We start from the raw sequence: 22,863 nt of genomic DNA, 5'->3' as shown, positions 1-22,863 counted from the left end.
CGGGCCATCATGCCTGCTGCGCGTCCTTGCGGTACAGGTAGGCCGCGGCGGCGGTGAACAGCGCCAGGAAGCCGGCGAGGGCGACGACGGCGGAGGTCGCGACGGCCTGGCCGTGGATGAACGTGGCCAGCTGGTTGTAGTCGTAGACGGGGTTGAACCGGGCGTAGGTCTTCAGCGAGTCGCCGACCGGGAACCAGGTGCCGCCGAACAGCGCCATCAGCATGTAGACGATCATCACGGCGGGCTGGACGGCGTCCGGCTGGGCGGCGTAGCCGAGGGCGACGCCGAGCGCGGCGAACACGAAGCTGCCGAGCCACAGGGCGGCGGCCAGGCCGAGCCACTGGACGGCGGTGAGGTCGACGCCCTCGATCGCGCCGATCGCGAAGACCACGGCGATGGCGGGCAGCGTGGTGACGGCGCAGGCGGCGATCTTGCCGATGGTGTAGGCGTGGCCGGGCAGTGCGGTGAGCCGCAGTTGGCGGGTCCAGCCGCTCTTGCGCTCCAGCGAGATCCGCTGCGCGGAGCCGGTGAGGACGGCGCCGACCGCGCCGAAGGTGGCCATCGAGACCATGAAGTACGACTTGACGGAGACGCCGCCGGCCACTGTGCCGCCGCTGCCGTAGGCGCTGATGAAGAACACGTACAGCAGGGCCGGGTAGAGGACGGTGAACATCAGGTACCGCTTGTTGCGCAGGGTGCGCAGGATCTCCAGCTTGATCAGGGTGGTCATCGCGCGCTCTCCTCGTCGTCCTTGTCCTTCCCCCAGCCTTCGGCCGGGGGGACCCCCATACCGGTGATGGTCAGGAAGGCCTGCTCCAGGCCGAGGCTGGTGACCTCCAGCCCGCGCGGGTACAGGCCGGCCTTGTAGAGCGCGGCGACGCCCGCGTCGGCGTCGGTGGAGCGGATCCGGACGGTGTGCACGCCGTCGGTGCGGGTGCCGATGTCGAGTCCGACGGTGCCGGGCAGGGAGCGCAGCAGGGCCTCGTCGAGCCGGCCGCCGTCGGAGGGGTGCAGTTCGAAGCCGATCCGGCGGGCGCCGGCCTTGGCCTTGATCTCGGCGGAGGTGCCGTCGGCGATCAGTCGGCCCTTGTGCAGGACGAGGACGCGGTCGGCGATGGAGTCCGCCTCCTCCAGGTAGTGGGTGGCGAACAGCACGGTGCGGCCGGCGGCGGCCTGGGCGCGCATGGCGTCCCAGAACTGTCGGCGGACGGAGACGTCCATGCCGGTGGTGGGCTCGTCCAGCACGATCAGGTCGTTGGCGCCGGCCACCGCGAGGGCGAACCGGACGCGCTGTTCCTGGCCGCCGGAGAGCTTGTCGACGCGGCGGTCGGCGATCTCGGTGATGCCGGCGGTCGTCAGCACCTCGTCGGGCGTGTGGCCCTTGGGGTGCACCTTGCAGGCGAGGGTGACCAGTTCGCGGACCTTGACGTCGCTCATCAGGCCGCCGCTCTGCAGCATCGCGCCGACCCGGCCGGAGGTGATCGCGTCGCGCGGGGCGCCGCCGAACAGTTCGACGGTGCCGCTGTCGGGTTCGCGCAGGCCGAGCAGCAGGTCGAGGCTGCTGGACTTGCCGGCGCCGTTCGGGCCGAGCAGGGCGACGGTCTCGCCCGGCCGCAGGACCAGGTCGAGTCCGTTCACCGCCTTCACCCGGCCGTAGTTCTTGCTGACGTTCCGGAAGGCCGCGACCTCCCCCGTTCCCGTACCCATCTGTCTCTCAGTCCCTTCGGAGCCGTTTCTCTGCGACTCCTCAAGACTCCTCGGAACGGGGGTGTCGGCGGCAGTGTGCACCGTCGTGACGTCCGCATGACGGATGTCACGGGTGCACCGGTTACGCCATGCCCAGGGCGTCCTTCAGGAAGCGCACCTGGAGCAGCAGCAGGTTCTCCGCGACGTCCTCCTGCGGGGTCATGTGGGTGACCCCGGACAGCGGCAGCACGGTGTGCGGGCGGCCGGCGGCGAGCAGCGCGGTGGACAGCCGCAGGCTGTGCGCGACGACGACGTTGTCGTCGGCCAGGCCGTGCACGATCATCAGCGGCCGGCGCAGCGAAGGAGCGAGCGCCACCACGGAGTTGGCCTGGTACGCCGCCGGCTCCACCGCGGGGTCGCCGTAGTAGCGCTCGGTGTAGTGGGTGTCGTACAGCTCGTGCTCGGTGACGGGCGCGCCGGCCACCGCGGCGTGGAACACGTCGGGTTCGCGGAGCACGGCGGCGGCGGCCAGGTAGCCGCCGTAGGACCAGCCGCGGATGGCGACCCGGCCGAGGTCGAGCGGGAACTCCTCGGCGAGCGCGTGCAGCGCGTCGACCTGGTCGGTGACGGTGATCTCGGCGGTGCGCCGGTTGATGGACTTCTCCCAGGCGGGGCTGTGCCCGGGGGTGCCGCGCCCGTCGGCGACGATCACCGCGAAGCCCTGGTCGGCGAACCACTGCGAGGTCAGGTGCGGGTTGTGGGCCTGCACCACGCGCTGCCCGTGCGGGCCACCGTACGGGTCCATCAGCACCGGCAACTGCCCGTCGGTGTCCGGGTCGTAACCGGTGGGCAGCAGCACCGCGCAGGGGATCCGCCGCTCGCCGGCGAACCGGAACAGCGGGCGGGCGGTCAGCAGCGGGGTGGCCGCGTGGGAAGCGATCACCAGCGGTTCGGCGCCGTCCCGCAGCACCTGGACGACGGTGCCGGGGCGGAGCGGGTCGGCGGTGGTGAGCACGGTGGTGCCGCCGCCGCGCACCGCGCCGAGCGCGCCGTCGCCGAGCTCCCGCACGCCGTCCGGGCCGTACCCGAAGACGCCGAGCCAGCCGGGCGCGCGGCGCTCGAACTCGGCGGCGCCGCAGGAGGCCGAGAACAGCACCTGCTCGCCGTCCACCCCGAGCACCGCGCGGACGTGCAACTCGGCGTCGGTGACGGCCTGTTCGCCGATCACCAGGACCCGGACGCCGTCCTGGTCGGCGATCCGCACCAGCTGCCCGTCGGCGCGCCGCACCGGGACGCCGTCGAACAGCTCCAGCCAGTCCTCGTCCCGCTCGGCGAGCAGCACGGTGGTCGCGCCGGTGCTCGGCTCGACCTCAAGCACCAGCTGTTCGCGCTGGTCACGGGCCTGCACCTGGAGCAGCGGCGGGCCGCCGGCCGACCAGTGCACGCGGGCCAGGTACGGGTACGCGGCGCGGTCCCAGCGGATCTCGGTGCGGGCGCCGTCCAGGCCGAGCAGCCAGAGGCCGACCTCGGCGTTGGGGGTGCCGGCCGCGGGGTAGGCGATCTCGACCGGCGGTCGCTGGGGGTTGGCGGGGTCGGCGATCCACCAGCGGCGCACCGGCGTGTCGTCGACCCGGGCGGCGAGCAGCGCGCTGCCGTCGGGGGCCCACCAGTGGCCGCGGTCGCGGCCCATCTCCTCCTGCGCGACGAACTCGGCCTGCCCCCAGGTCACGTTCTCGCCGTCGGGCCCGGCGAGCAGCCGGTCGCCGCTGCCGTCGAGGGCGGTCACCCGCAGCTCGCCGCCCGGCGTGGCATAGCCGACGTGACTGCCGTCCGGGCTCGGCCGCGGGTCCAACAGCGGTGCGGCGGCGGGAAGTTCACGCGCCTCGCCGGTCTCTACGTCGACCGCGAACAGCCGGCCGGAGAGGACGAACACCGCGGTGCGCCCGGCGGCGTCCAGGGCGTAGCCGACGATTCCGGCGGAGGTCTCCCGGCTGCGTTCGCGGCGGGCCTTCTCGGCGGCGGACAGCTCCTCGGCGCCGCCGCCGAGCAGCGCCGCCGGGTCGGCGAGCACGGTCTCGACGCCGGTCGCGACGTCCAGGCTCCACAGCAGGTTGGCGGGCGCGTCGACGCCGCGGGAGCGCAGGAACAGCACCCGGGCGCCGTCCGGGGAGACGGTGAACGACCGGGGCGCGCCGGTGGTGAACCGGTTGGTGCGCGCGTACTGCCGGGGGAAAGTGTCGTGCGGCTTCTCGGTGGTCATGGCGCCGAGACTAAGCCCTGCCCGGCCGACCCCTCACTCGTACGGCGCAGCCGTCCCGAACCGCGACGTACGGCCGTTCGGACCGCCCCTGACCGGGGGCGCTGTACCCGAACGAGGCCGTCGCGACACCCCGACGAGGCTCACGGAACGTCACCCTCCGGTCACCGATCGGGTATCTGTTGACCATCGTTCGCCCGCTGCCCCTCCCCCGGGGGCGGCGCACCCGAGGAAGGGTGTGAGCCGTCATGGCTTTGTCCGTCTCCGTCGCCGTCCTGATGCTGTTCGTGGTCTGGCTCCTGGTCCGCCGGTCCGGTCTGAAACTCGGCCACGCGCTGGTGTGCACCCTGCTGGGCTTCTATCTGGCGTCCAGCTCGGTCGCGCCGTCGATCCAGGAGGTGACGGCCAACCTGGCCGGGATGATCAACAGCCTGAGGCTCTGAGCGCCGTCCGCGTGCCGCCACGGCCTGTCCGGGGAGTCCGCTCCGGGCAGGCCGTAAGCTGCCGGGCATGACCTCCGTACCCCCGGCCGACGAGCGCGGGCTGCTGCTGGTGCACGCCCACCCCGACGACGAGTCGATCAACAACGGCTCCACCATGGCGCGGTACGCCGCCGAGGGCGTCCGGGTCACGCTGGTGACCTGCACCCTGGGCGAGGGCGGTGAGGTGATCCCGCCGGAGCTCGCCCACCTGGCGCAGGACCGGGACAACACCCTCGGCGCCCACCGGATCGGCGAACTGGCCGCCGCGATGCGCGAGTTGGGGGTCACCGACCATCGCTTCCTGGGCGGCGCGGGCCGCTACCGGGACTCCGGGATGATGGGCGTGCGGGACAACCACGACCCGTCCTGCTTCTGGCAGGCCGACGTGGACGAGGCGGCCGGCCACCTGGTCGCGGTGATCCGCGAGGTCCGCCCGCAGGTGCTGGTGACGTACGACGAGCAGGGCGGCTACGGCCACCCCGACCACATCCAGGCGCACCGGGTGGCGCTGCGCGGCTACCGGCTCGCCGCCGACCCGGCCTTCCGCCCGGAGCTCGGCGAGCCCTGGCAGGTCGCCAAGGTCTACTACAACCGGATGCCCCGCTCGGTGATCGAGGCCGGGCTGCGCCGGACGGCCTCCGAGGCCCCGTTCAAGGGCGTCGCGCCGGTCGACCAGATCCCCGGCGTGGTGGACGACCGGGTGGTCACCACGGCGCTCGACAACGCGGCGCACGCCGGTGCGAAGGCCGCCGCGATGCGGGCGCACGCGACCCAGGTCGTGGTGGACGGGCAGCACTTCGCGCTCAGCAACGACCTCGGCCAGCCGCTGCTGGCCACCGAGTACTACGAGCTGGTCCGCGGCGCGCTCGGCCCGGGCGGCCCGGAGAGCGACCTGTTCGCCGGAGTGCCGACCGGGGTGGCCCGGTGAAGTTCCTGCACCCCTTCCTCGGCAGCCGCGAGGACCGCCTGGCCGAGCCGCTCCCGCCGCGCGGCGTCCGGATCGGCCTCTACGCGGGGCTGTTCCTGCTGGGCGCGGCGCTCTCCGCCTGCGGAGCTTTCGTGCAGGCCCTGTGGCCGCCGGTGGGCGTGCTGCTGGCCCTGCTGGCCTGCCTCGGCCTGTTCTACGGCGGCCTGCGGGTGACCGGCACCAAGCTCGGCGCGGGCGTGCCGCTGGCCGGCTGGTTCGTGGTGCTGGCGGTGCTGCTGGCGCCCCGTCCGGAGGGCGACGTGGTGCTTGCCGCCACCGCGAGCGCGTACGCCTACCTGTTCGGCGGTTCGATGCTCGGCGTGGTGTGCGCGACCCTGCCGACCCGCTCCGGGTTCCTGTTCGGCGTACCGGCGCCGGAGCCCCGACGGACTGTCAAGGACGGCGACCGCTAGCCCCATACCGGGGGGATTCGGACCATTGGGATCCTCCGGTCGTCCGACGGGGCGGATTCGCAGTCGGTATGGTGGTGCCTCGGCGGGCCACCCCCACCGTCCGGCCCTCGCGGGCAGGACGGTACCTTCGGCACCACTCGCGTGACGGGGCGTTGCCGCAGCCGACATGTGAACAGCTGATGTCCCCGGGGCCGTTCGGCCCGCACGCCGCCGTACGGCGGCCCGACCCGCCCCATACGCAGCGGACGGCCCAGCCGGCCCGGCCGCGAACCCGGAGCAGAGCAGCATTGAGCAGCCGCGAATCTGACAACGCCCACCCGCAGCCCCGGCGCGGCGCACCCGACGCGTATCCGTCGGGCACCCCGCCGTACGGCACCGGCCTGCCCGGTGGGCTTCCGGACCCGGCCGCCGCCGCACGGACCGCTCCCGGCCCGCGCGCCGACGAGGCCGAGGTGCCGAAGACGGAGACCACGCTGACCACCCGGGTGCGGATCAACATCCCCGGGTCCCGGCCGATCCCGCCGGTCGTGGTGCAGAGCAAGGTCAAGGACGAGAAGGCCGCCGAGCCGGCCGGTCCGCGCCACCGCGGCGGGGCCGGCGACCCGGTGCTCGGCGTGATGGACGCCGGCCAGGGCCGCGCCGCGGCCACCCCGCCGAACCTGCCGCCGGAGTGGCAGGAGCCGGCCGCGCCGAAGGCCTCCGAGTCGGAGTCCACCGGCGAGTGGTTCAAGCCTCGGCAGAAGAGCCGTCAGGAGCCCGCCGCGGCGCCCGCGCCGGCCGAGCGGACCGCTCCCGCGGCCCCGATGGCGGGCGGCCCGGCGGGAGGCCCGGCCGAGCGCCCGGCCGAGCGCCCGCAGGCCGCCGCGCCGCGTCCGTCCGGCGCGCCCGCCTCGCCGTTCGCCCCGGCCGACCCGTTCGTCGCCGAGCAGCTGTCGCAGCAGACCCAGCAGATGCCGCTGCCCGGACAGCAGCAGCCGATGGCGGGTCAGGACCCGTTCGCGGCGGCCGAGCAGCAGCCGCAGCAGGCCGGGCAGCAGCCGATGGCCGCTCAGGACCCGTTCGCCGCGCAGCCGCAGGGCGCCGCGCCGCAACAGCAACCGCAGGGCGCCGCACCGCACCAGCAACCGCAGGGCGCGCCGTTCAACGGCGCCCAGGACCCGTTCACGCCCCAGGCCCCGGGCGCGGCCCGTCCGCAGCGCGGCGGCGCGCCGGCCGGCCAGGGCGCCCCGTTCCCGGGCGGCCAGGGCCCGTTCGCGGCCCAGCCGGCCGCCGGCGCACCGGGCGCGGAGCCGGAGGACACCCAGATCGGCGGCTTCGACCCGATCACCGGCGAGGAGCCGCCCGCGGGCGGTGCGATAGCGGCTGACCCGCCGACCACCCAGCTGTTCCTGAACGCCCCGCAGCCGCCGCAGCGTCAGACCCCGGGCCAGGACGCTGCCGACCGCCCCCGCCCGGCGGCCGGCAACGGCAACGGCGGCGGCCGTTTCGCCGACCTGCCCGAGGCCCAGCCGTTCCCCGGCGGCCCGCGGGCGGCGACGCCCAAGCGCGCGGTCCCGAACGACCCGCCGCCGCCGGTGGAGGAGGACGACGACGAGCCCGCGCCGAAGGCCGCCAAGCGCGGCGGCGGCCGCCTCAAGAAGCTGATGGTGACGGGCGTCGGCGGCGTGATCTTCCTGGGCGCGGCGGCGTACGGCGCGGGCCTGATGATGAACCAGTCCGACATCCCGAAGGGCACCACGGTGCTCGGCACGGACATCGGCGGCGACTCCCGCGACCAGGCGGTGACGGCGCTGGACGGTTCGGTCGGCAAGGCCGGGCTTCAGCCGCTGCGGCTGAAGATCGGCGAGCAGTCGGTGACCCTGGACCCGGCCAGCGCCGGCCTGAGCTTCGACACCACGGCGACCGTGGACGGCCTGACCAAGCACAGCTACAACCCGGTCGAGGTGCTCTCCTCGCTGACCGGCGGCGGCAAGGCCGTCGAGCCGCAGGTGCGGGTGGACAAGGCGAAGCTGAAGGCGGCGCTGGACGACCTGGCCGCGAAGTCCGGGCAGGGCCTGCAGGAGGGCTACGTCCGCTTCACCGAGACCAGCGCCGAGGTGGTGCCAGGCAAGGCCGGGCAGGGGCTGGACTCCTCCTCGGCCGCCGACAAGGTCGAGCAGGCCTACCGGGACCGCGCGGCCGGCAAGCCGGACGCCGAGGTGGCGCTGCCGCTGACGGACGCCCAGCCGAAGGTCGGCGAGGACGCCCTGAAGGCGGCCGCGAGCGCCCTCGGCAAGCAGGTGCTGAACGGCAACGTCATCATCAGCGCGGGCCCCGGCGCCAAGCCGGCGCAGTTCACCTTCGGCGGCAAGACCGCGGCGAAGGCCCTGGTACTGGCCCCGGACGCGTCCGGCACGGTCACCCTGAAGTGGGACCTGGACGTTCTGGCCACGTCCATCGGCACCACCTTCGACAAGGTGAAGACCACCAAGAACGGCCAGCCGACGGCGATCACCGTGCAGGACGTGGCGGACGCGATCGGCCAGAGCATCGCCAAGACGGGCAAGGACCGGGCGTACAAGTTCCCGGCCTGACCGGCCCGACCGGCCCGACCGTCCCGACCGGACCCACCGGCCCGACCGCCTGATCCACCGTCAGCACCCGCACCCGGCCGGGGCTCCGCACGCGGAGCCCCGGCCTTCGGTCTGCTGGCGAATCCTCGCCAATGGCGTCACAGAACGGGACAAACCGGTCCGCGGCACCGGGTGCCGCGACGCGTTATCAAGACTTGATCGGCCGCTGGTCGACAAGCTGATGTACCGGTACGCAAGATGTGCCGCGTGCCGAGACCCACCGTTCCGCGTAGCCGCCACCTCCTCGCCCTGACCGCGTCGGTGGCAGCACTGTCCTTCGCGCTCTGCTCCTGCGCCGGCTCGGGCGGTTCGGGCGGCGGTTCGGACGGGAGCCCGGCGGCGGCGACCGGCGGCGAGGCGCCCCGGATGACCCAGCAGGCGCTGAACGCGAAGCCGCGCACGGCACTGCGCCAGGGCGGCACCCTGAACTGGGCGATCGACCAGTACTCCGGCCAGTGGAACCCGCTCCAGGCGGACGGTTCCGAGGCCTCCACCATCGACGTGATCAAGGCGCTGCTGCCGACCTTCTGGCGCTCCGACGCGGGTGGCACGCAGTCCCCGAACCCGGCCTACCTGACCGACGTGAAGAGCGAGCTCCGGCAGGGCAGGCAGACCGTGGTGTGGACGCTCAACCCGAAGGCCCACTGGTCCGACGGCACCCCGATCACCTGGCGCGACCTGCAGGCGGAGTGGCAGGCGCTGAGCGGCCAGGACCCGGCGTACCGGACCGCCTCCACCAACGGCTTCGACCAGGTGGAGAGCGTGGTCCGCGGCCAGGACGACCACCAGGCCGTGATGACCTTCCGGGAGCCGTACGCGGAGTGGCAGGCGATGTTCAACAACGCCGGCAACGCCCCGCTGCTGCCGGCGAAGTACATCGCCACCCCGGAGCTGTTCAACACCTCCTTCAAGGGCCGCTTCCCGGTCACCGCCGGCCCGTTCAAGGTGGAGCGGATGGACCCGGCGGCCCGCACCGTCACGGTGGTCGCCGACCCGGACTGGTGGGGCGACCGGCCGCTGCTGGACCGGATCGTCTTCAAGGCCCTGGACACCGGGAAGATGCCGCAGGCGTTCGCCGCCGGCGAGGTCGACTACTACAACAACGGGCCCAACGTCGAGGGCTACCGGACCATCAACTCCACCGCGGACGGCGAGGCCCGCCGGGCCGGCGGCCCGAACCTGCGGCACCTGGTGCTGAACGGCCGCAGCCCGCTGCTCGGCGACCCGAAGGTCCGTCAGGCGCTGATCATGGCGATCGACCGGGCCGAGATCACCCGGACCGACCTGACCGGCCTGGACTGGCCGTACGTCCCGATGAACAACCACTTCCTGGTGCCGTCCCAGCACGGCTACCAGGACAACTCGAACGGCCTGAGCCGCTTCGACCCCGACGCCGCGAAGGCGTCCCTCGACTCGCTGGGCTGGAAGCTGGGGCCCTCGGGCGTCCGCACCAAGGACGGCAAGGAGCTGGCGCTGCGGTTCGTCGCGCCGGCCGACAACAACCTGGCCGCCAACGAGAGCGCGCTGGTCACCCGGATGCTGGGACAGGTCGGGGTGAAGGTCACGGTGCAGACCGTGCCGGCCGGCGACTTCTTCGACGGCTTCGTGAACAAGCACGACTTCGACCTGACCGCGTTCGCGTTGATGGGCACCCCCTTCCCGGTCTCCAACTCGATCAGCACCTTCCAGCAGGACTCCGGCACCAACTGGTCGCAGGTCGGCAGCAAGGTGCTCGACCGGGCGATGGCGGACGCCGCCAAGGCCGACACCGCCGACGACGAGACGACGGCGCTCAACCGGGCCGACGCCGAGGCGTGGGAGGTGGCGGGACTGGTTCCGCTGTACCAGCGGCCGGCCATTTACGGCGTCCGCAAGAACATCGCCAACCTCGGCGCGCCCGGGCTCGGCGACCTCGTCTACGAGAACATCGGCCTACTGAAGTAACGCTTCAGCAACGCCGCACGGCGAAGTCCCGCCAATGGCGGGAAATAGCCAGACGGCCGGCGGCGTGCCTGCCGCCCGAATTGGGTGCCCCCTACCCGTGAATTCGCTCCGGCATGCCCGAAAACGGAGGTGTCCGATAATCGGACACTCAATTGCCGACCTCATTTCCCCTGAAGAGCCTCAAAACGGACACGCGGTCTACGCGCGTCGTGCGACCGCCTCGCCGAAGTAGCCGTCCTGATAGCGGACCTGACAGTTCATCGTTACGGACACGTGAACGAGCCTTGATCACGTTTGTCCGGTTTTGACCGTCTCGATCGGAGGCTGTCAAGAGTTCAGGAACTACGAAGTGGTTGACATTCCAGCACGAAGTTGGAAATGGGCCGCCGACAACTGAGGAACTCTTGACGTTCGATAAACGACTTGCAAGAGTCCATTCATCCAAGTTCTTACTCCTTGCTTCTGCACGGACCACGGTCGGGAGCTTTAGCACCATGACGACGCCTACTGGGGCCACGACGGGCGGGGACACCCCCGGGTCCACGTCGGACCTCGCGGACAACGCCCCCGCCGACGCGCCCACCGATTCCGGCTTCCGCGGCCTCTCTCCGGGGAAGCTGATGTGGCGCCGCTTCCTCCGCGACCGCACGGGCGTGGTGAGCGCCGGTGTCGTGCTGTTCTTCGTCCTCGTGGCGGTCCTCGCGCCGGTCATCTCGATGATCTACGGCAAGGACCCGCAGACCCACTACGGCCAGAACGACCCGACGCTGCTGACCGACTCCGGTCTTCCGGTGGCCCCCAACGGCGGCATGAGCGGCGACTTCTGGTTCGGCCTGGAGCCGGGCCTCGGCCGCGACATCCTGACGCAGCTGGTCTACGGCATCCGCACCTCGCTGATCATCGCCGTCGCCACCTCGGTGCTGACCACCGTGATCGGTGTCGCGCTCGGCATCGCGGCCGGCTACCTCGGCGGGAAGATCGACTACTTCATCGGCCGGGTCATCGACGTCCTGATGTCGTTCCCGTCGCAGATCTTCCTGATCGCCACCATGCCGGTGGTCACCAGCCTGCTGGTCGCCCCCAACGAGAAGATCCCGGAGTGGCTGCCGTTCGTGGCCGTCACCATCGTGCTGTCGCTGCTCGGCTGGATGGGTCTGGCCCGCATCCTGCGCGGTGTCTCCCTCTCGCTGCGTGAGCGCGAGTTCATCGAGGCCGCCAAGGTCACCGGCGCTTCGCCGATGCGGATCATCTTCAAGGAGATCCTGCCCAACCTGTGGACGCCGATCCTGGTGCAGTCCACCCTCGCGCTGCCGGCCTTCGTCACCGCCGAGGCGGGTCTGTCCTACCTCGGTGTGGGCGTCTCCGAGCCGACCCCGGACTGGGGCCGCATGATCGCCGACGCCGCGAGCTACCTCCGGACCGACGTCACCTTCCTGCTGTTCCCCGGTCTCGCCATGGTGGTGTTCGTTCTGGCCTTCAACCTGCTGGGCGACTCCGTCCGGGACGCCTTCGACCCGAAGACCAACCGCTAGCAGGCCCCAATACTCCGGGGGGATGGGAAGCCAGGCCCCGGGCACACCCACGAAGATTTCCACTCACCTAACCCCAGGCAGGATGAAGATGAGCTCTCGCAAGATGCGGCTCGCGGCCGCCGTTCTGGTGGCCGGGGCCCTGACCGTCACCACGGCGTGCTCCAGCGGCCACTCCAACGGAAGCGGCACCCCCGGCGCTTCCAAGGAGCCGGTCAAGACCACCGCGATCACGATCGGCTCCGCCGACGACTCGAAGGGTCCGGCCATCGCCGAGCCCAACGCGAAGAAGGGCGGCACGGTCAACATGATCGACCGCGACGACTTCTCGCACCTGGACCCGGGCCAGATCTACATCAACACCAACGCCGAGGTCTCGCTGCTCTTCACCCGTCAGCTGACGGGCTACAAGACCATGGCCGACGGTTCGCAGAAGCTGGTCGGTGACCTCGCCACCGACACCGGCTCCACCACCGACGGTGGCAAGACCTGGAAGTTCACGCTGAAGGACGGCGTGAAGTGGCAGGACGGCTCCGCGCTGACCTCGGCCGACGTCAAGTACTCGATCGAGCGCACCTACGCGAAGTTCATCAAGTCCGGCCCGACCTACATCCAGAGCTGGATCTCGGGCGACAAGTACCGCGACGCGTACCAGGGCCCGTACGAGGGCCAGCACCTGGACGCGGTGCAGACCCCGGACGCCAAGACCGTGGTCATCACCTTCGCGGACGTCCACCCGGACGCCAACTTCACCCTGGCGATGGCCGGCTACGGCGTCGTGCCGCAGGCCCACGACACCAAGGAGGAGTACGACAAGAAGCCGTACTCCTCGGGCCCGTACCAGATCACCGAGCACGTCACCGACCGCTCGCTGGACCTGGAGCGCAACCCCAACTGGGACGCGTCCACCGACCCGATCCGGAACGCCTACCCGGACAAGTGGCACATGACGTTCGGTGTCCAGGCGCAGCAGTCCACCGAGCGCTTCATGGCGGACAACGGCGACGACAAGACCGCCTTCTCGTTCCACAACACCGTGTACCCGGCGTACATCGACCAGGTGAAGAACGACGAGAAGCTGAAGCCGCGTACCCTCGAGGGCCTGACCCCGTACGTGGACTACTACTACATCAACAACACCCGGATCAAGGACCAGAAGATCCGCGAGGCCATGGTCCGCGCCTTCCCGCACCAGCAGACCCGTCAGCTGCAGGGTGGCTCCTCCTACGGTGACTACGCGACCTCCTACATGAGCCCGAGCGTCATGGGCTGGGAGTCGTACGACGCCTACGGCATCAACAAGAAGCCGGAGGGCGACCCGGAGGCCGCCAAGAAGATCCTGACCGACGCGAACGCGCTGAACACCACCATCACGTACGCGTTCAACAACACCCCGCTGCAGCAGAAGGTCACCGAGGCCATCCGCGACGCGATGACCAAGGCCGGCTTCAACTTCGTCCCGAAGCCGATCGACCCGAAGACGTACTACGACGTCATCGGTCTGCTCAACAACGAGTACGACCTGTACTGGGGTGGCTGGGGTGCCGACTGGCCGACCGGTTACACCGCGCTGCAGCCGGTCTGGGACGGTCGCGCCATGGCTGACGGCGCCTCCAACTACGGCCACGTGAACGACCCGGAGATCAACGACGCGATCGACGCGGCCGCCAAGATCGCCGACCCGATCGCGGCGGGCAAGGCCTTCGCCGCCATCGACAAGAAGCTCCAGGACAAGGCGTACGCGATCCCGGACGTGTACCAGCGCTCGCTGAGCCTGTACGGCTCCGGCCTCGGCGGCGTCAAGTACGACAGCCTGGCCGGCCTGCAGTCCCCGCTCAACATCTACGTCAAGTAGTAGTCATCACCGAGCAGTAGCTCACGGTGGGGCACCGGCACGACCTGCCGGTGCCCCTCCCCGATCAGGAGAGCCCGTCCGATGCTCCGATTCCTCGTCCGCCGATCACTCGGCGCTCTCGTCATTCTGGTGATCGTCTCCATGGTCACCTACGCGCTGTTCTTTGCGATCCCGGCGGACCCGGCGCGGCTCTACTGCGGCAAGACCTGCACGCCCGAGACGCTCGCCATGATCAGGCACGAGATGGGCTTCGACCAGTCGACGCTGGCTCAGTACTGGAACTGGCTGAGCACCATCTTCACCGGCGGCACCTTCAACAACGTGCAGTGCTCCGCCCCGTGCTTCGGCTACTCCTTCGACAAGAAGGAGCTGGTCGGCGGCCTGCTCGCGGACCGCTTCCCGACCACCCTGTCGCTGACCGTCGGCTCCGCCGTCATCTTCCTGATCTTCGGCATCGGCACCGGCATGCTGGCCGCCCACAAGCAGGGCAAGGCCGCCGACAAGATCGCCAGCGCCGCCTCGCTGCTGGCCTCCTCGCTGCAGATCTACGTGGCCGGCCCGCTCGCCCTGTGGGCGCTCTGCTACAGCACCAACCTGCTGGAACTGCCGAAGTACGTCCCGTTCACCGAGGACCCGCTCGGCTGGGCCAGTGGCCTGCTGGTGCCGTGGATCGTGCTCTCGCTGATCTGGACCGCCAACTACACCCGTATGACCCGGTCCTCGATGGTCGAGCAGCTGTCCGAGGACTACGTGCGGACGGCGCGTGCCAAGGGCATGTCCGGCACCTCGGTCTTCATGCGCTACGCCTGGCGCGGCGCGATGGGCACCATCGTCACCGTCTTCGGCATCGACCTGGGTGTGCTGCTCGGTGGCGCCATCATCACCGAGACCACCTTCGGCCTGCACGGCCTGGGCCAGCTGGCGATCCAGTCCTTCTACGACTCCGACCTGTCGCTGCTGGTCGGCGTCACCGTGGTCGCGGCCACCCTGATCGTCTTCTTCAACATCATCGTCGACGCGGTCTACGCCCTGATCGACCCGCGCATCCGCCTGGCCTGACCGGCCGCACCCCAGGCCGACCCAGCAGTCCCGACCTCACGTACCGCACCGAGGAGCCCAGTCCATGACCACCCAGGCCAAGCCCGAGGGGGCCTCGCCCGCCGGCAGCGGCGGCGACAAGCCGTTCCTCTCAGTCCGCGACCTCTCGGTCCGTTTCAGCACCGAGGACGGCGTGGTCCGGGCCGTGGACAACCTCTCCTTCGACGTGGAGCCGGGCAGCACCCTCGGCATCGTCGGTGAGTCCGGCTCCGGCAAGTCGGTGACCAACCTGGCCGTCCTGGGCCTGCACAACCCGGACCGGACCCAGATCACCGGCTCCATCAAGCTGGACGGGCAGGAACTGGTCGGCGCGCCCAACCGCGAGCTGGAGAAGCTCCGCGGCAAGACCATGTCGATGATCTTCCAGGACCCGCTGACCGCGCTGTCGCCGTACCACACCATCGGCAAGCAGATCGGCGAGACCTTCCAGAAGCACACCGGCGCCTCCAAGAAGGAGGCCCGGGACCGGGCCGTCGAGATGCTGACCAAGGTCGGCATCCCGCAGCCCACCACCCGGGTCGACGACTACCCGCACCAGTTCTCCGGCGGTATGCGCCAGCGCGCCATGATCGCCATGTCGCTGGTCTGCGACCCCAAGCTGGTCATCGCCGACGAGCCGACCACCGCACTGGACGTCACCGTCCAGGCCCAGATCCTCGACCTGCTGAAGGACCTCCAGCAGGAGATGGGCACCGCGATCATCCTGATCACCCACGACCTGGGCGTCGTGGCGCGCACCGCGCAGAAGATCATGGTGATGTACGCGGGCCGGGCCGTCGAGCGCGGCACCGTCCGCGAGGTGCTGAAGACCCCTCAGCACCCGTACACCTGGGGCCTGCTGTCCTCGATGCCGAGCCTGAGCGGCGACGTGGACGTGCCGCTGCGACCGGTCCGCGGCACCCCGCCGAGCCTGATCAACCTGCCGACCGGCTGCCCGTTCAACCCGCGCTGCGACTTCCGCGAGCAGGTCATCGGCGGCGGCTGCACCTCGGAGCGTCCGCCGCTCTCCCCGGCCACCGGGCACGCTGCCGCCTGCCACCTGAGCGCGGCCCAGCGGCAGGACATCTTCATCGACCAGATCAAGCCGCGGCTCGGCTGAGAGGGACACCATGAGCAACGAACTGACCCTCCCCAAGCCGTCCGGCGCGGCCGCCGGTTCCGGTGACCCGCTGCTGACCATCAAGGGCGTGCAGAAGCACTTCCCGGTGATGGACGGCTTCCTGTTCAAGCGCCAGGTCGGCGCCGTGCACGCGGTGGACGGCGTGGACCTGGAGGTCTTCCCCTCCGAGTCGGTCGGTCTGGTCGGCGAGTCCGGCTGCGGCAAGTCGACCCTCGGCCGTCTGGTGACGCGTCTGCTGGAGCCGACCGGCGGCGAGATCCGCTACAACGGCCAGGACATCACGCACGCCGGCCGCAAGGAGCTCGCGCCGATCCGGTCCGAGATCCAGATGATCTTCCAGGACCCGTACTCCTCGCTGAACCCGCGGCACACCGTCGGCTCGATCATCGGCGCGCCGATGGAGATCAACGGGATCAACCCGAAGGGCGGCATCCAGCGCCGGGTCCAGGAGCTGCTGGAGACCGTCGGTCTCAACCCGGAGCACTACAACCGCTTCCCGCACGAGTTCTCCGGCGGCCAGCGCCAGCGCATCGGCGTCGCCCGCGCGCTGTCGCTGAGCCCGAAGCTGATCGTCGCGGACGAGCCGGTCTCGGCCCTGGACGTCTCCATCCAGGCGCAGGTCGTCAACCTGCTCCAGGAGCTGCAGCGCGAGCTGGGCATCGCCTTCCTGTTCATCGCCCACGACCTGTCGGTCGTCCGGCACTTCTCGCAGCGCGTCGCGGTGATGTACCTCGGCAAGATCGTCGAGATCGCCGACCGCAAGTCGCTGTACGAGTCGCCCCGTCACCCGTACACCCACGCGCTGCTGTCCGCGGTGCCGGAGGCCGACCCGGACGACGACCGCGAGCGGATCCGGCTGGTCGGCGACGTTCCGTCGCCGCTCAACCCGCCGTCGGGCTGCCGCTTCCGCACCCGCTGCTGGAAGGCACAGGAGAAGTGCGCGACGGAGGAGCCGCCGCTGATCCAGCTGTCCGGCAACTCCGCGGGCCACCTGACCGCCTGCCACTTCCCGGAGGACGGCAACATCGCCGTCGTTCCGGACCAGCGCGCCGAGGTCTGATCGCTGTAAAGAGGGCCCCCACCGACCGGTGGGGGCCCTCTTCGCGTTCCGTCAGATGTTCTCCCGTTCGGCGGCGAAGTGGCAGGCCGAGTCGTGCCGGGCCCGTCCCTCCAGCCACTCCCTGACGGTCAGCGCCGGATCCTCCCGCTCGCACTTCTCCTGCGCCTTCCAGCACCGGGTGCGGAACCGGCACCCGGACGGCGGCTTGGCCGGCGAGGGCACGTCACCGATCAGCACGATCCGGTCCCGCGACTCCCGCGCGGTCGGGTCGGGCACCGGCACCGCCGACAGCAGCGCCTGCGTGTACGGGTGGGTGGCGTGCTCGTAGATCTCGGCGTCCGTGCCGATCTCGACCATCCGTCCCAGGTACATCACGCCGACCCGGTCGGAGATGTGCCGGACGATCGACAGGTCGTGTGCGATGAACATGTACGACAGCTCGAACTCGCCCTGCAGCTGCTCCAGCAGGTTGATCACCTGCGCCTGCACGGACACGTCGAGCGCCGAGACCGGCTCGTCGCAGATGATGATCTCCGGCTTGAGCGCCAGGCCGCGCGCGATGCCGATGCGCTGCCGCTGGCCGCCGGAGAACTGGTGCGGGTACCGGTTGATGTACTCGGGGTTCAGGCCCACCACGTCGAGCAGGTCCTGAACGGCCTTGCGCCGGTCGCCCTTCGGGGCCACCTCGGGGTGGATCTCGAACGGCTCGCCGATGATGTCGCCGACCGTCATCCGCGGGTTCAGCGAGGTGTACGGGTCCTGGAACACCATCTGGATGTTGCGCCGCACGGCCTTCAGCGCGGAGCCCGACAGCCGCGAGATCTCCTCGCCCTTGTACTTCACCGACCCGGCCGAGGCCGGCTCCAGGTTCATCAGCACCTTGGCCAGCGTCGACTTGCCGCAGCCGGACTCGCCGACGATGCCGAGCGTCTCACCCTGCATCAGGTCGAAGGAGACACCGTCGACGGCCTTGACCGCGCCGACCTGCTTCTTGAACAGGACGCCCCTGGTCAGCGGGAAGTGCTTGCGCAGGTCGCGCACCTCCAGGATGGGTTCGCCGCGCCGCACCTCCTGGGCGAACGCAACCTCCTCGGGGGTGGTCGCCCCGAGCGGCGTGGCGCCGTTAACCGTCATGGAGGGTCTCCTTCCAGAAGAAGCACGCACTGCCCCGCCCGGCCACCGGCGTCCCGTCGTCCTCGGTCACCTGCGCCAGCGGCGGCACCTCGTGCCGGCAGATCTCCTGCGCCCGCGGGCAGCGCGGGTTGAACGCGCAGCCGGGCGGGATGTGCAGCAGGTTGGGCGGCAGGCCCTTGATCGCGTAGAGCTCCTGGCCCTTCTGGTCGAGGCGCGGAATGGAGTCCAGCAGGCCGCGGGTGTAGGGGTGGGCGGGGCGGGCGTAGAGCTCGTGCACGGGCGCGGTCTCGACGATCCGGCCGGCGTACATGACGGCGATCTTGTCCGCGACGTCGGCGACGACGCCGAGGTCGTGGGTGATCAGGATCAGACCCATGTGGTACTCGGCCTGGAGCTCCGCCAGCAGGTCCATCACCTGCGCCTGGACGGTGACGTCCAGCGCCGTGGTCGGCTCGTCCGCGATGATCAGGTCCGGCTCCAGGGCCAGCGCCATCGCGATCATGATGCGCTGCCGCATGCCGCCGGAGAACTGGTGCGGATAGTCGCCCACCCGCTCCCGGGCTGCGGGGATGCGGACCCGGTCCATCAGCTCGATGGCCTTGGCCTTGGCCTCCTTGCGGTTGCTGCCGCGGTGCGCCCGGTACATCTCGCCGAGCTGGAAGCCGACCGGCAGCACCGGGTTCAGCGAGGACAGCGCGTCCTGGAAGATCATCGCGATCTTCTGGCCGCGGATCTTCCGCCGCTCGTCCTTGGACATCTTCAGCATGTCCCGGCCGCGGTAGAGGATCTCCCCCTCGGGGATGGCGGCCGGCGGCATGTCGAGGATGCCCATGATGGCCTGCGCGGTGACGGACTTGCCGGAACCGGACTCGCCGAGGACGGCGAGCGTCTCGCCGGCCGCGACCGAGTAGTTGACGCCGTTGACGGCCCGGACCACGCCGTCCCTGGTCCGGAACTCCACATGCAGGTTTCGGACGTCCAGCAGCGGCCCGGTCCAGGGCTCCTCGCGGGCCGGTCGGGCCTGGTCGGCGACGGTGCTCATCTGCCTGTTCCCCTCGCTCAGCGCAGCTTCGGATCGAGGGCGTCGCGCACCGCGTCGCCCATCATGATGAAGGCCAGCACGGTGATGGAGAGCGCCGCGGCCGGGAAGAACAGGACGAAGGGCGCCTGCCGGATCACCTTCTGCGCGGAGGAGATGTCCACGCCCCAGGAGATGGTCGGGTCCTGGAGGCCGATACCGAGGAAGCTCAGCGTGGCCTCCGCCGTGATGTAGCCGCCGAGCGCGATGGTGGCGACCACGATCACCGGCGCGATCGCGTTCGGCAGGATGTGCCGGAACATCAGCCGCCCGGTGCCGGCGCCCAGCGCCCGCCCGGCCACCACGTAGTCCGACTGCTTGACGGTGATCACCGAGCCGCGCATCACGCGGGCCAGCTGGGTCCAGCCGAGGAAGGACAGCGCGATCACCACCGACCACACGTTGCGGGTGGCGAACGCGTTCAGCAGCACCAGCGCGCCGAGCAGCAGCGGGATGCCGAAGAAGATGTCGGTGATCCGGGAGATCACCGCGTCCATCCACCCGCCGAAGTACCCGGCGGACATCCCGGCCAGCCCGCCCAGCAGGGTCACCGCCAGGGTGACGCAGATGCCGACGGTGATCGAGGCCCGCGCCCCGTAGATCACCCGGGCGTAGATCGACCGGCCCTGCCCGTCGTAGCCGAACCAGCCGGCCCCGAAGAAGTCGCTCCAGTCCGGCCGCCGCAGGTAGTCGTTGGTCAGGTCGGACGCCCGCGGGTCGGTGCTGGTGAACAGGCTCGGGAAGATCGCGATCAGGATCAGCAGCACGATCAGCACCGCCGAGATGAGGAAGATCGGCCGCCGCCGCAGGTCCCGCCAGGCGTGGCCCCACAGGCTGCGGGCCTGCTCCCGCTTGCCCGGGTCCGGTTCGATCAGCGTCTCCTGCTCCACGGCCAGTCCCTGCTGGCCTACGTAGTCCAGGTGGTCGCTGTCGGTGGGCGCGATGTTCCGCAGCGGGTCGTGGTCGTCGGGGATGGACTCGTTCCGGTCAGGCATAACGGATCCTCGGGTCCAGGACGGCGTACAGCAGGTCGACGACCAGGCTGGCGACCAGGTACACGATCACCAGCACGGTGACGATGCCGACCACCGTCGGGCCTTCCTTCTGGTTGATCGCCCGGTAGAGCACGTTGCCGACGCCGGCGATGTTGAAGATGCCCTCGGTGACGATCGCGCCGCCCATCAGCGCGCCCAGGTCGGTGCCCAGGAAGGTCACCACCGGGATCAGCGAGTTGCGCAGCAGGTGCCGCCCGATGACGGTCCGCCGCGGCAGGCCCTTGGCGACCGCGGTGCGCATGTAGTCGGCCCGCAGGTTCTCGCCGATCGAGGTCCTGGTCAGCCGGGCCACGTACGCCAGCGACAGCGACGCCAGCACCAGGCCGGGCAGGATCAACTGGCTGATGTCGCGGGAGTCCTGGACCGTCGCCGTCACCCAGCCCAGGTTGATCGCGAACACCGTCTGCGCGATGTAGCCGAGCACGAACACCGGGATCGAGATCACGATCAGGGTGATCAGCAGCACCAGGGTGTCCGGGATGCTGCCGCGCTTCAGGCCGGCGATCAGGCCCAGCGGCAGGCCGATCACGATCTCGAAGAAGAACGCGACCAGCGCGAGCCGGATGGTGACCGGGAAGGCGTCCTTCATGATCTCGGAGACCGGGCGGCCGGTGAAGCTGGTGCCGAAGTCCAGGTGGAGGATGTTGTTCATGTAGTGCAGGTACTGCTTCCACAGCGGCTGATCGAGGTAGTACTGGTGCTTCAGGTTGGCCACGGTCGCCGGGTCGGCCGCCTTGTCGCCGAACATCGCGGCGATCGGGTCGCCCGGCAGGCTGTACACCATCAGGAAGATCAGCAGTGTGGCCCCGAAGAACACCGGGATCATCTGGAGCACGCGCCGCAGGATGTAATGGCCCATGGAGGCCTCCCTCCGAGAGGTGACTGACCTGGGTAGCGGGGCCCCGCCCCCCGGGTGCGGAGGGCGGGGCCCTGGTCGGACCGGGTCAGCTCTTGACCTCGACCTGGGTCCAGGCCGGGTTGCCGAAGGAATCGAACGTCACGTTCTGCACCTTGGTGGAGAAGCCGGAGTTCGTCCGGTAGTACCAGAGCGGGATGGCCGGCATGTCGTTCGCCAGCTGGGCCTCGGCCTGCTGGTAGCCGGTCGCGGTGTCCTGGATCGAGGCGGCCTGGTCGGCCTCCGAGGCGAGCTTGTCGAACTCCGGGCTGGAGTAGCCGGTGTCGTTGGACGCCGCGCCGGTGCGGTACACGTCCGCCAGGAAGTTCGCGTTCAGCGGGTAGTCCTGCACCCAGCCGGTGCGGAACATGCCGTTGATCTGGTGCCCGGTGATCGCCGCCCGGGCGGTCTTGAAGTCGGTCTTCGGGTCACCCGCGCAGTTCACCCCGGTCGCCTGCCGGATCGAGTTGCAGACCGCGTCCACCCACTCCTTGTGGCCGCCGTCCGCGTTGTAGGTGATCTTCAGGGAGTTCCCGGGGACGCCGCCGCCCTCCTGGATCAGCTGCTTCGCCTTGTCCACGTTGTAGGTGCAGAAGTCCCCGCAGGTGCCGGCCTTGTAGCCCTCCACGCCCTCGGCGACCCACGCGCTCGCGGGCGCCCGCGAGCCCTGCAGCACCGTCTTGGTGATGGTGTTCCGGTCGATCGCCATCGACAGCCCCTGCCGGACCTTGGCCTTGTCCGCCCCCTGCCAGTCCGGCTGGTACAGCGTGAACCCGACGTTCTGGATCGCGCCCTGCGGCGCGTCGATCGCCCGGTCCCCCAGGTCGTTCTTGTAGTTCGCCAGCGCCGACGGCGGCACCTGGTCCATCACGTCCAGGTTGTTCGACTGCAGGTCCGCGTAGGCCGCCTCGGCGGTGGTGTACATCTTGAACACCACGCCGCCGTTCTTCGGCTTGTCCACACCCTGGTAGTTGGCGAAGGTCTTGGTGACCACCTGCGAGTTGTGGTCCCAACTCACGAACTGGTACGGCCCGTTGCCCACCGGCTTCTGCCCGTAGCCCGCCGGGTCCTTGTAGAACCCCTCCGGAAGCGGCGAGAAGGCGACGTACCCCAGCTTGTACGGGAAGTACGAGACCTTGTTGGTCAGCTTGATCGTGAAGTGCGTGTCGTCCTGGACGGTCAGCCCCGACATGGTGTCCGTGGTCGGGTTCCCGCTCGGCGGGTGGACGTCCGAGTAGCCCTGGATGTCCGCGAACCACGAGCTGTTGATCTGGTTGTTCTTGGTGTTCGCCGCCCAGTTCCACGCGTCCACGAAGCTCTTCGCCGTCACCGCCGTCCCGTCGTGGAACGTCCACCCCGACTTCAGCGTCACGTTGTAGGTCTGCGCGTCACTGCTGTCGATCTTGTCCGCGGCCTGCATCCGGAGCTTCCCGTTCGACGGGTCGTAGTCCGCCAGCCCCTTGAACAGGTTCTGCACGATGCGCCCGCCGCCGGTCTCGTTGGCGTTGGCCGGCTGCAACGGGTTCTGCGGCTCGCTGCTCTGGTACGTGAACGTCTTGCTCGTGTCCGACGGACCACTGCCGGAGCCACCACCGCTTCCGCAACCCGTGGCCATCAGAGCCACGGACGTCGCACTGACAACGGCCCAGCGCACACGGGTGCATGCAGGCATGGAGCC

18 protein-coding genes are annotated in these 22,863 nt (G+C 70.3%); 10 read left to right on the top strand and 8 right to left on the bottom strand.

Translation table 11 applies throughout. The features are described 5' to 3' along the window. Nucleotides 1-7: 7 nt before the first annotated feature. From ACFV4P_RS05685 to ACFV4P_RS05675, 3 genes are all read right to left on the bottom strand, one after another. Nucleotides 8-730, bottom strand: coding sequence for an ABC transporter permease (locus ACFV4P_RS05685; RefSeq protein WP_380467702.1), 723 nt, complete (start codon nt 728-730; stop codon nt 8-10). Beyond that, nucleotides 727-1,707 (bottom strand): ABC transporter ATP-binding protein, encoded by a 981-nt coding sequence (locus ACFV4P_RS05680; protein ID WP_380467700.1) that lies wholly within the window; start codon nt 1,705-1,707, stop codon nt 727-729. The genes ACFV4P_RS05685 and ACFV4P_RS05680 overlap by 4 nt, the downstream gene beginning before the upstream one ends. Nucleotides 1,708-1,828: 121 nt before the next feature. Then, on the bottom strand, nt 1,829-3,946 hold the full coding sequence (locus ACFV4P_RS05675; RefSeq protein WP_380467698.1) for a prolyl oligopeptidase family serine peptidase: 2,118 nt from the start codon (nt 3,944-3,946) through the stop codon (nt 1,829-1,831). A 245-nt stretch (nt 3,947-4,191) separates the two neighbouring features. Here ACFV4P_RS05675 and ACFV4P_RS05670 point away from each other — a divergent pair, with 245 nt between their 5' ends. From ACFV4P_RS05670 to ACFV4P_RS05625, 10 genes are all read left to right on the top strand, one after another. Further along, entirely contained in the window at nt 4,192-4,386 is a 195-nt protein-coding gene (locus ACFV4P_RS05670; RefSeq protein ID WP_073810997.1) for a DUF2304 family protein, read from the top strand. 67 nt (nt 4,387-4,453) lie between these two features. Next, nucleotides 4,454-5,353, top strand: coding sequence for an N-acetyl-1-D-myo-inositol-2-amino-2-deoxy-alpha-D-glucopyranoside deacetylase (gene mshB / locus ACFV4P_RS05665; RefSeq protein WP_380467696.1), 900 nt, complete (start codon nt 4,454-4,456; stop codon nt 5,351-5,353). Next, the gene (locus ACFV4P_RS05660; RefSeq protein ID WP_380467694.1) at nt 5,350-5,805 is read left to right on the top strand and encodes a DUF6113 family protein; all 456 of its coding nucleotides are present in this window, start codon (nt 5,350-5,352) and stop codon (nt 5,803-5,805) included. The genes mshB and ACFV4P_RS05660 overlap by 4 nt, the downstream gene beginning before the upstream one ends. Before the next feature lie 287 nt (nt 5,806-6,092). Continuing rightward, the gene (locus ACFV4P_RS05655) at nt 6,093-8,378 is read left to right on the top strand and encodes a peptidoglycan binding domain-containing protein (protein ID WP_380467692.1); all 2,286 of its coding nucleotides are present in this window, start codon (nt 6,093-6,095) and stop codon (nt 8,376-8,378) included. A gap of 246 nt (nt 8,379-8,624) precedes the next feature. Continuing rightward, the gene (locus tag ACFV4P_RS05650; protein ID WP_380467690.1) at nt 8,625-10,361 is read left to right on the top strand and encodes an ABC transporter family substrate-binding protein; all 1,737 of its coding nucleotides are present in this window, start codon (nt 8,625-8,627) and stop codon (nt 10,359-10,361) included. Between the two features lie 494 nt (nt 10,362-10,855). After that, nucleotides 10,856-11,893: an ABC transporter permease gene (locus ACFV4P_RS05645; protein ID WP_380467689.1), complete on the top strand. Its 1,038-nt coding sequence runs from the start codon at nt 10,856-10,858 to the stop codon at nt 11,891-11,893. An 88-nt stretch (nt 11,894-11,981) separates the two neighbouring features. Then, nucleotides 11,982-13,745 (top strand): ABC transporter substrate-binding protein, encoded by a 1,764-nt coding sequence (locus tag ACFV4P_RS05640; RefSeq protein WP_380467687.1) that lies wholly within the window; start codon nt 11,982-11,984, stop codon nt 13,743-13,745. 81 nt (nt 13,746-13,826) lie between these two features. Beyond that, nucleotides 13,827-14,804 carry an ABC transporter permease gene (locus tag ACFV4P_RS05635; RefSeq protein WP_073811005.1) on the top strand — a complete coding sequence of 326 codons (978 nt, stop codon included), beginning with the start codon at nt 13,827-13,829 and terminating at the stop codon, nt 14,802-14,804. A 64-nt stretch (nt 14,805-14,868) separates the two neighbouring features. After that, entirely contained in the window at nt 14,869-15,942 is a 1,074-nt protein-coding gene (locus ACFV4P_RS05630; protein WP_380467685.1) for an ABC transporter ATP-binding protein, read from the top strand. Between the two features lie 10 nt (nt 15,943-15,952). After that, a complete protein-coding gene (locus ACFV4P_RS05625) occupies nt 15,953-17,023 on the top strand; it encodes an ABC transporter ATP-binding protein (RefSeq protein ID WP_380467683.1) in 1,071 nt (356 codons plus the stop codon). A 51-nt stretch (nt 17,024-17,074) separates the two neighbouring features. Here the strand turns inward: ACFV4P_RS05625 and ACFV4P_RS05620 are convergent, their stop codons facing one another. The 5 genes from ACFV4P_RS05620 to ACFV4P_RS05600 all read right to left on the bottom strand — a co-directional run bounded on the left by ACFV4P_RS05620 (nt 17,075) and on the right by ACFV4P_RS05600 (nt 22,857). Next, nucleotides 17,075-18,157 (bottom strand): ABC transporter ATP-binding protein, encoded by a 1,083-nt coding sequence (locus tag ACFV4P_RS05620; protein ID WP_380467680.1) that lies wholly within the window; start codon nt 18,155-18,157, stop codon nt 17,075-17,077. Then, a complete protein-coding gene (locus tag ACFV4P_RS05615) occupies nt 18,147-19,199 on the bottom strand; it encodes an ABC transporter ATP-binding protein (protein ID WP_380467678.1) in 1,053 nt (350 codons plus the stop codon). Before ACFV4P_RS05615 ends, ACFV4P_RS05620 begins: the two co-directional genes overlap by 11 nt. Nucleotides 19,200-19,216: 17 nt before the next feature. Next, nucleotides 19,217-20,230 (bottom strand): ABC transporter permease, encoded by a 1,014-nt coding sequence (locus tag ACFV4P_RS05610; RefSeq protein WP_380467676.1) that lies wholly within the window; start codon nt 20,228-20,230, stop codon nt 19,217-19,219. Next, entirely contained in the window at nt 20,223-21,149 is a 927-nt protein-coding gene (locus tag ACFV4P_RS05605) for an ABC transporter permease (RefSeq protein ID WP_380467674.1), read from the bottom strand. Before ACFV4P_RS05605 ends, ACFV4P_RS05610 begins: the two co-directional genes overlap by 8 nt. An 85-nt stretch (nt 21,150-21,234) precedes the next feature. Then, a complete protein-coding gene (locus tag ACFV4P_RS05600) occupies nt 21,235-22,857 on the bottom strand; it encodes an ABC transporter substrate-binding protein (RefSeq protein ID WP_380467673.1) in 1,623 nt (540 codons plus the stop codon). Nucleotides 22,858-22,863 lie beyond the last annotated feature (6 nt).

Origin of the sequence: Kitasatospora sp. NPDC059795, assembly GCF_042732175.1 — a bacterium.
In the GTDB taxonomy this organism is placed as follows: domain Bacteria; phylum Actinomycetota; class Actinomycetes; order Streptomycetales; family Streptomycetaceae; genus Kitasatospora.
The sequence above is the reverse complement of the archived record's forward strand: the minus strand, read 5'-3'. Positions and strand labels throughout refer to the sequence as shown.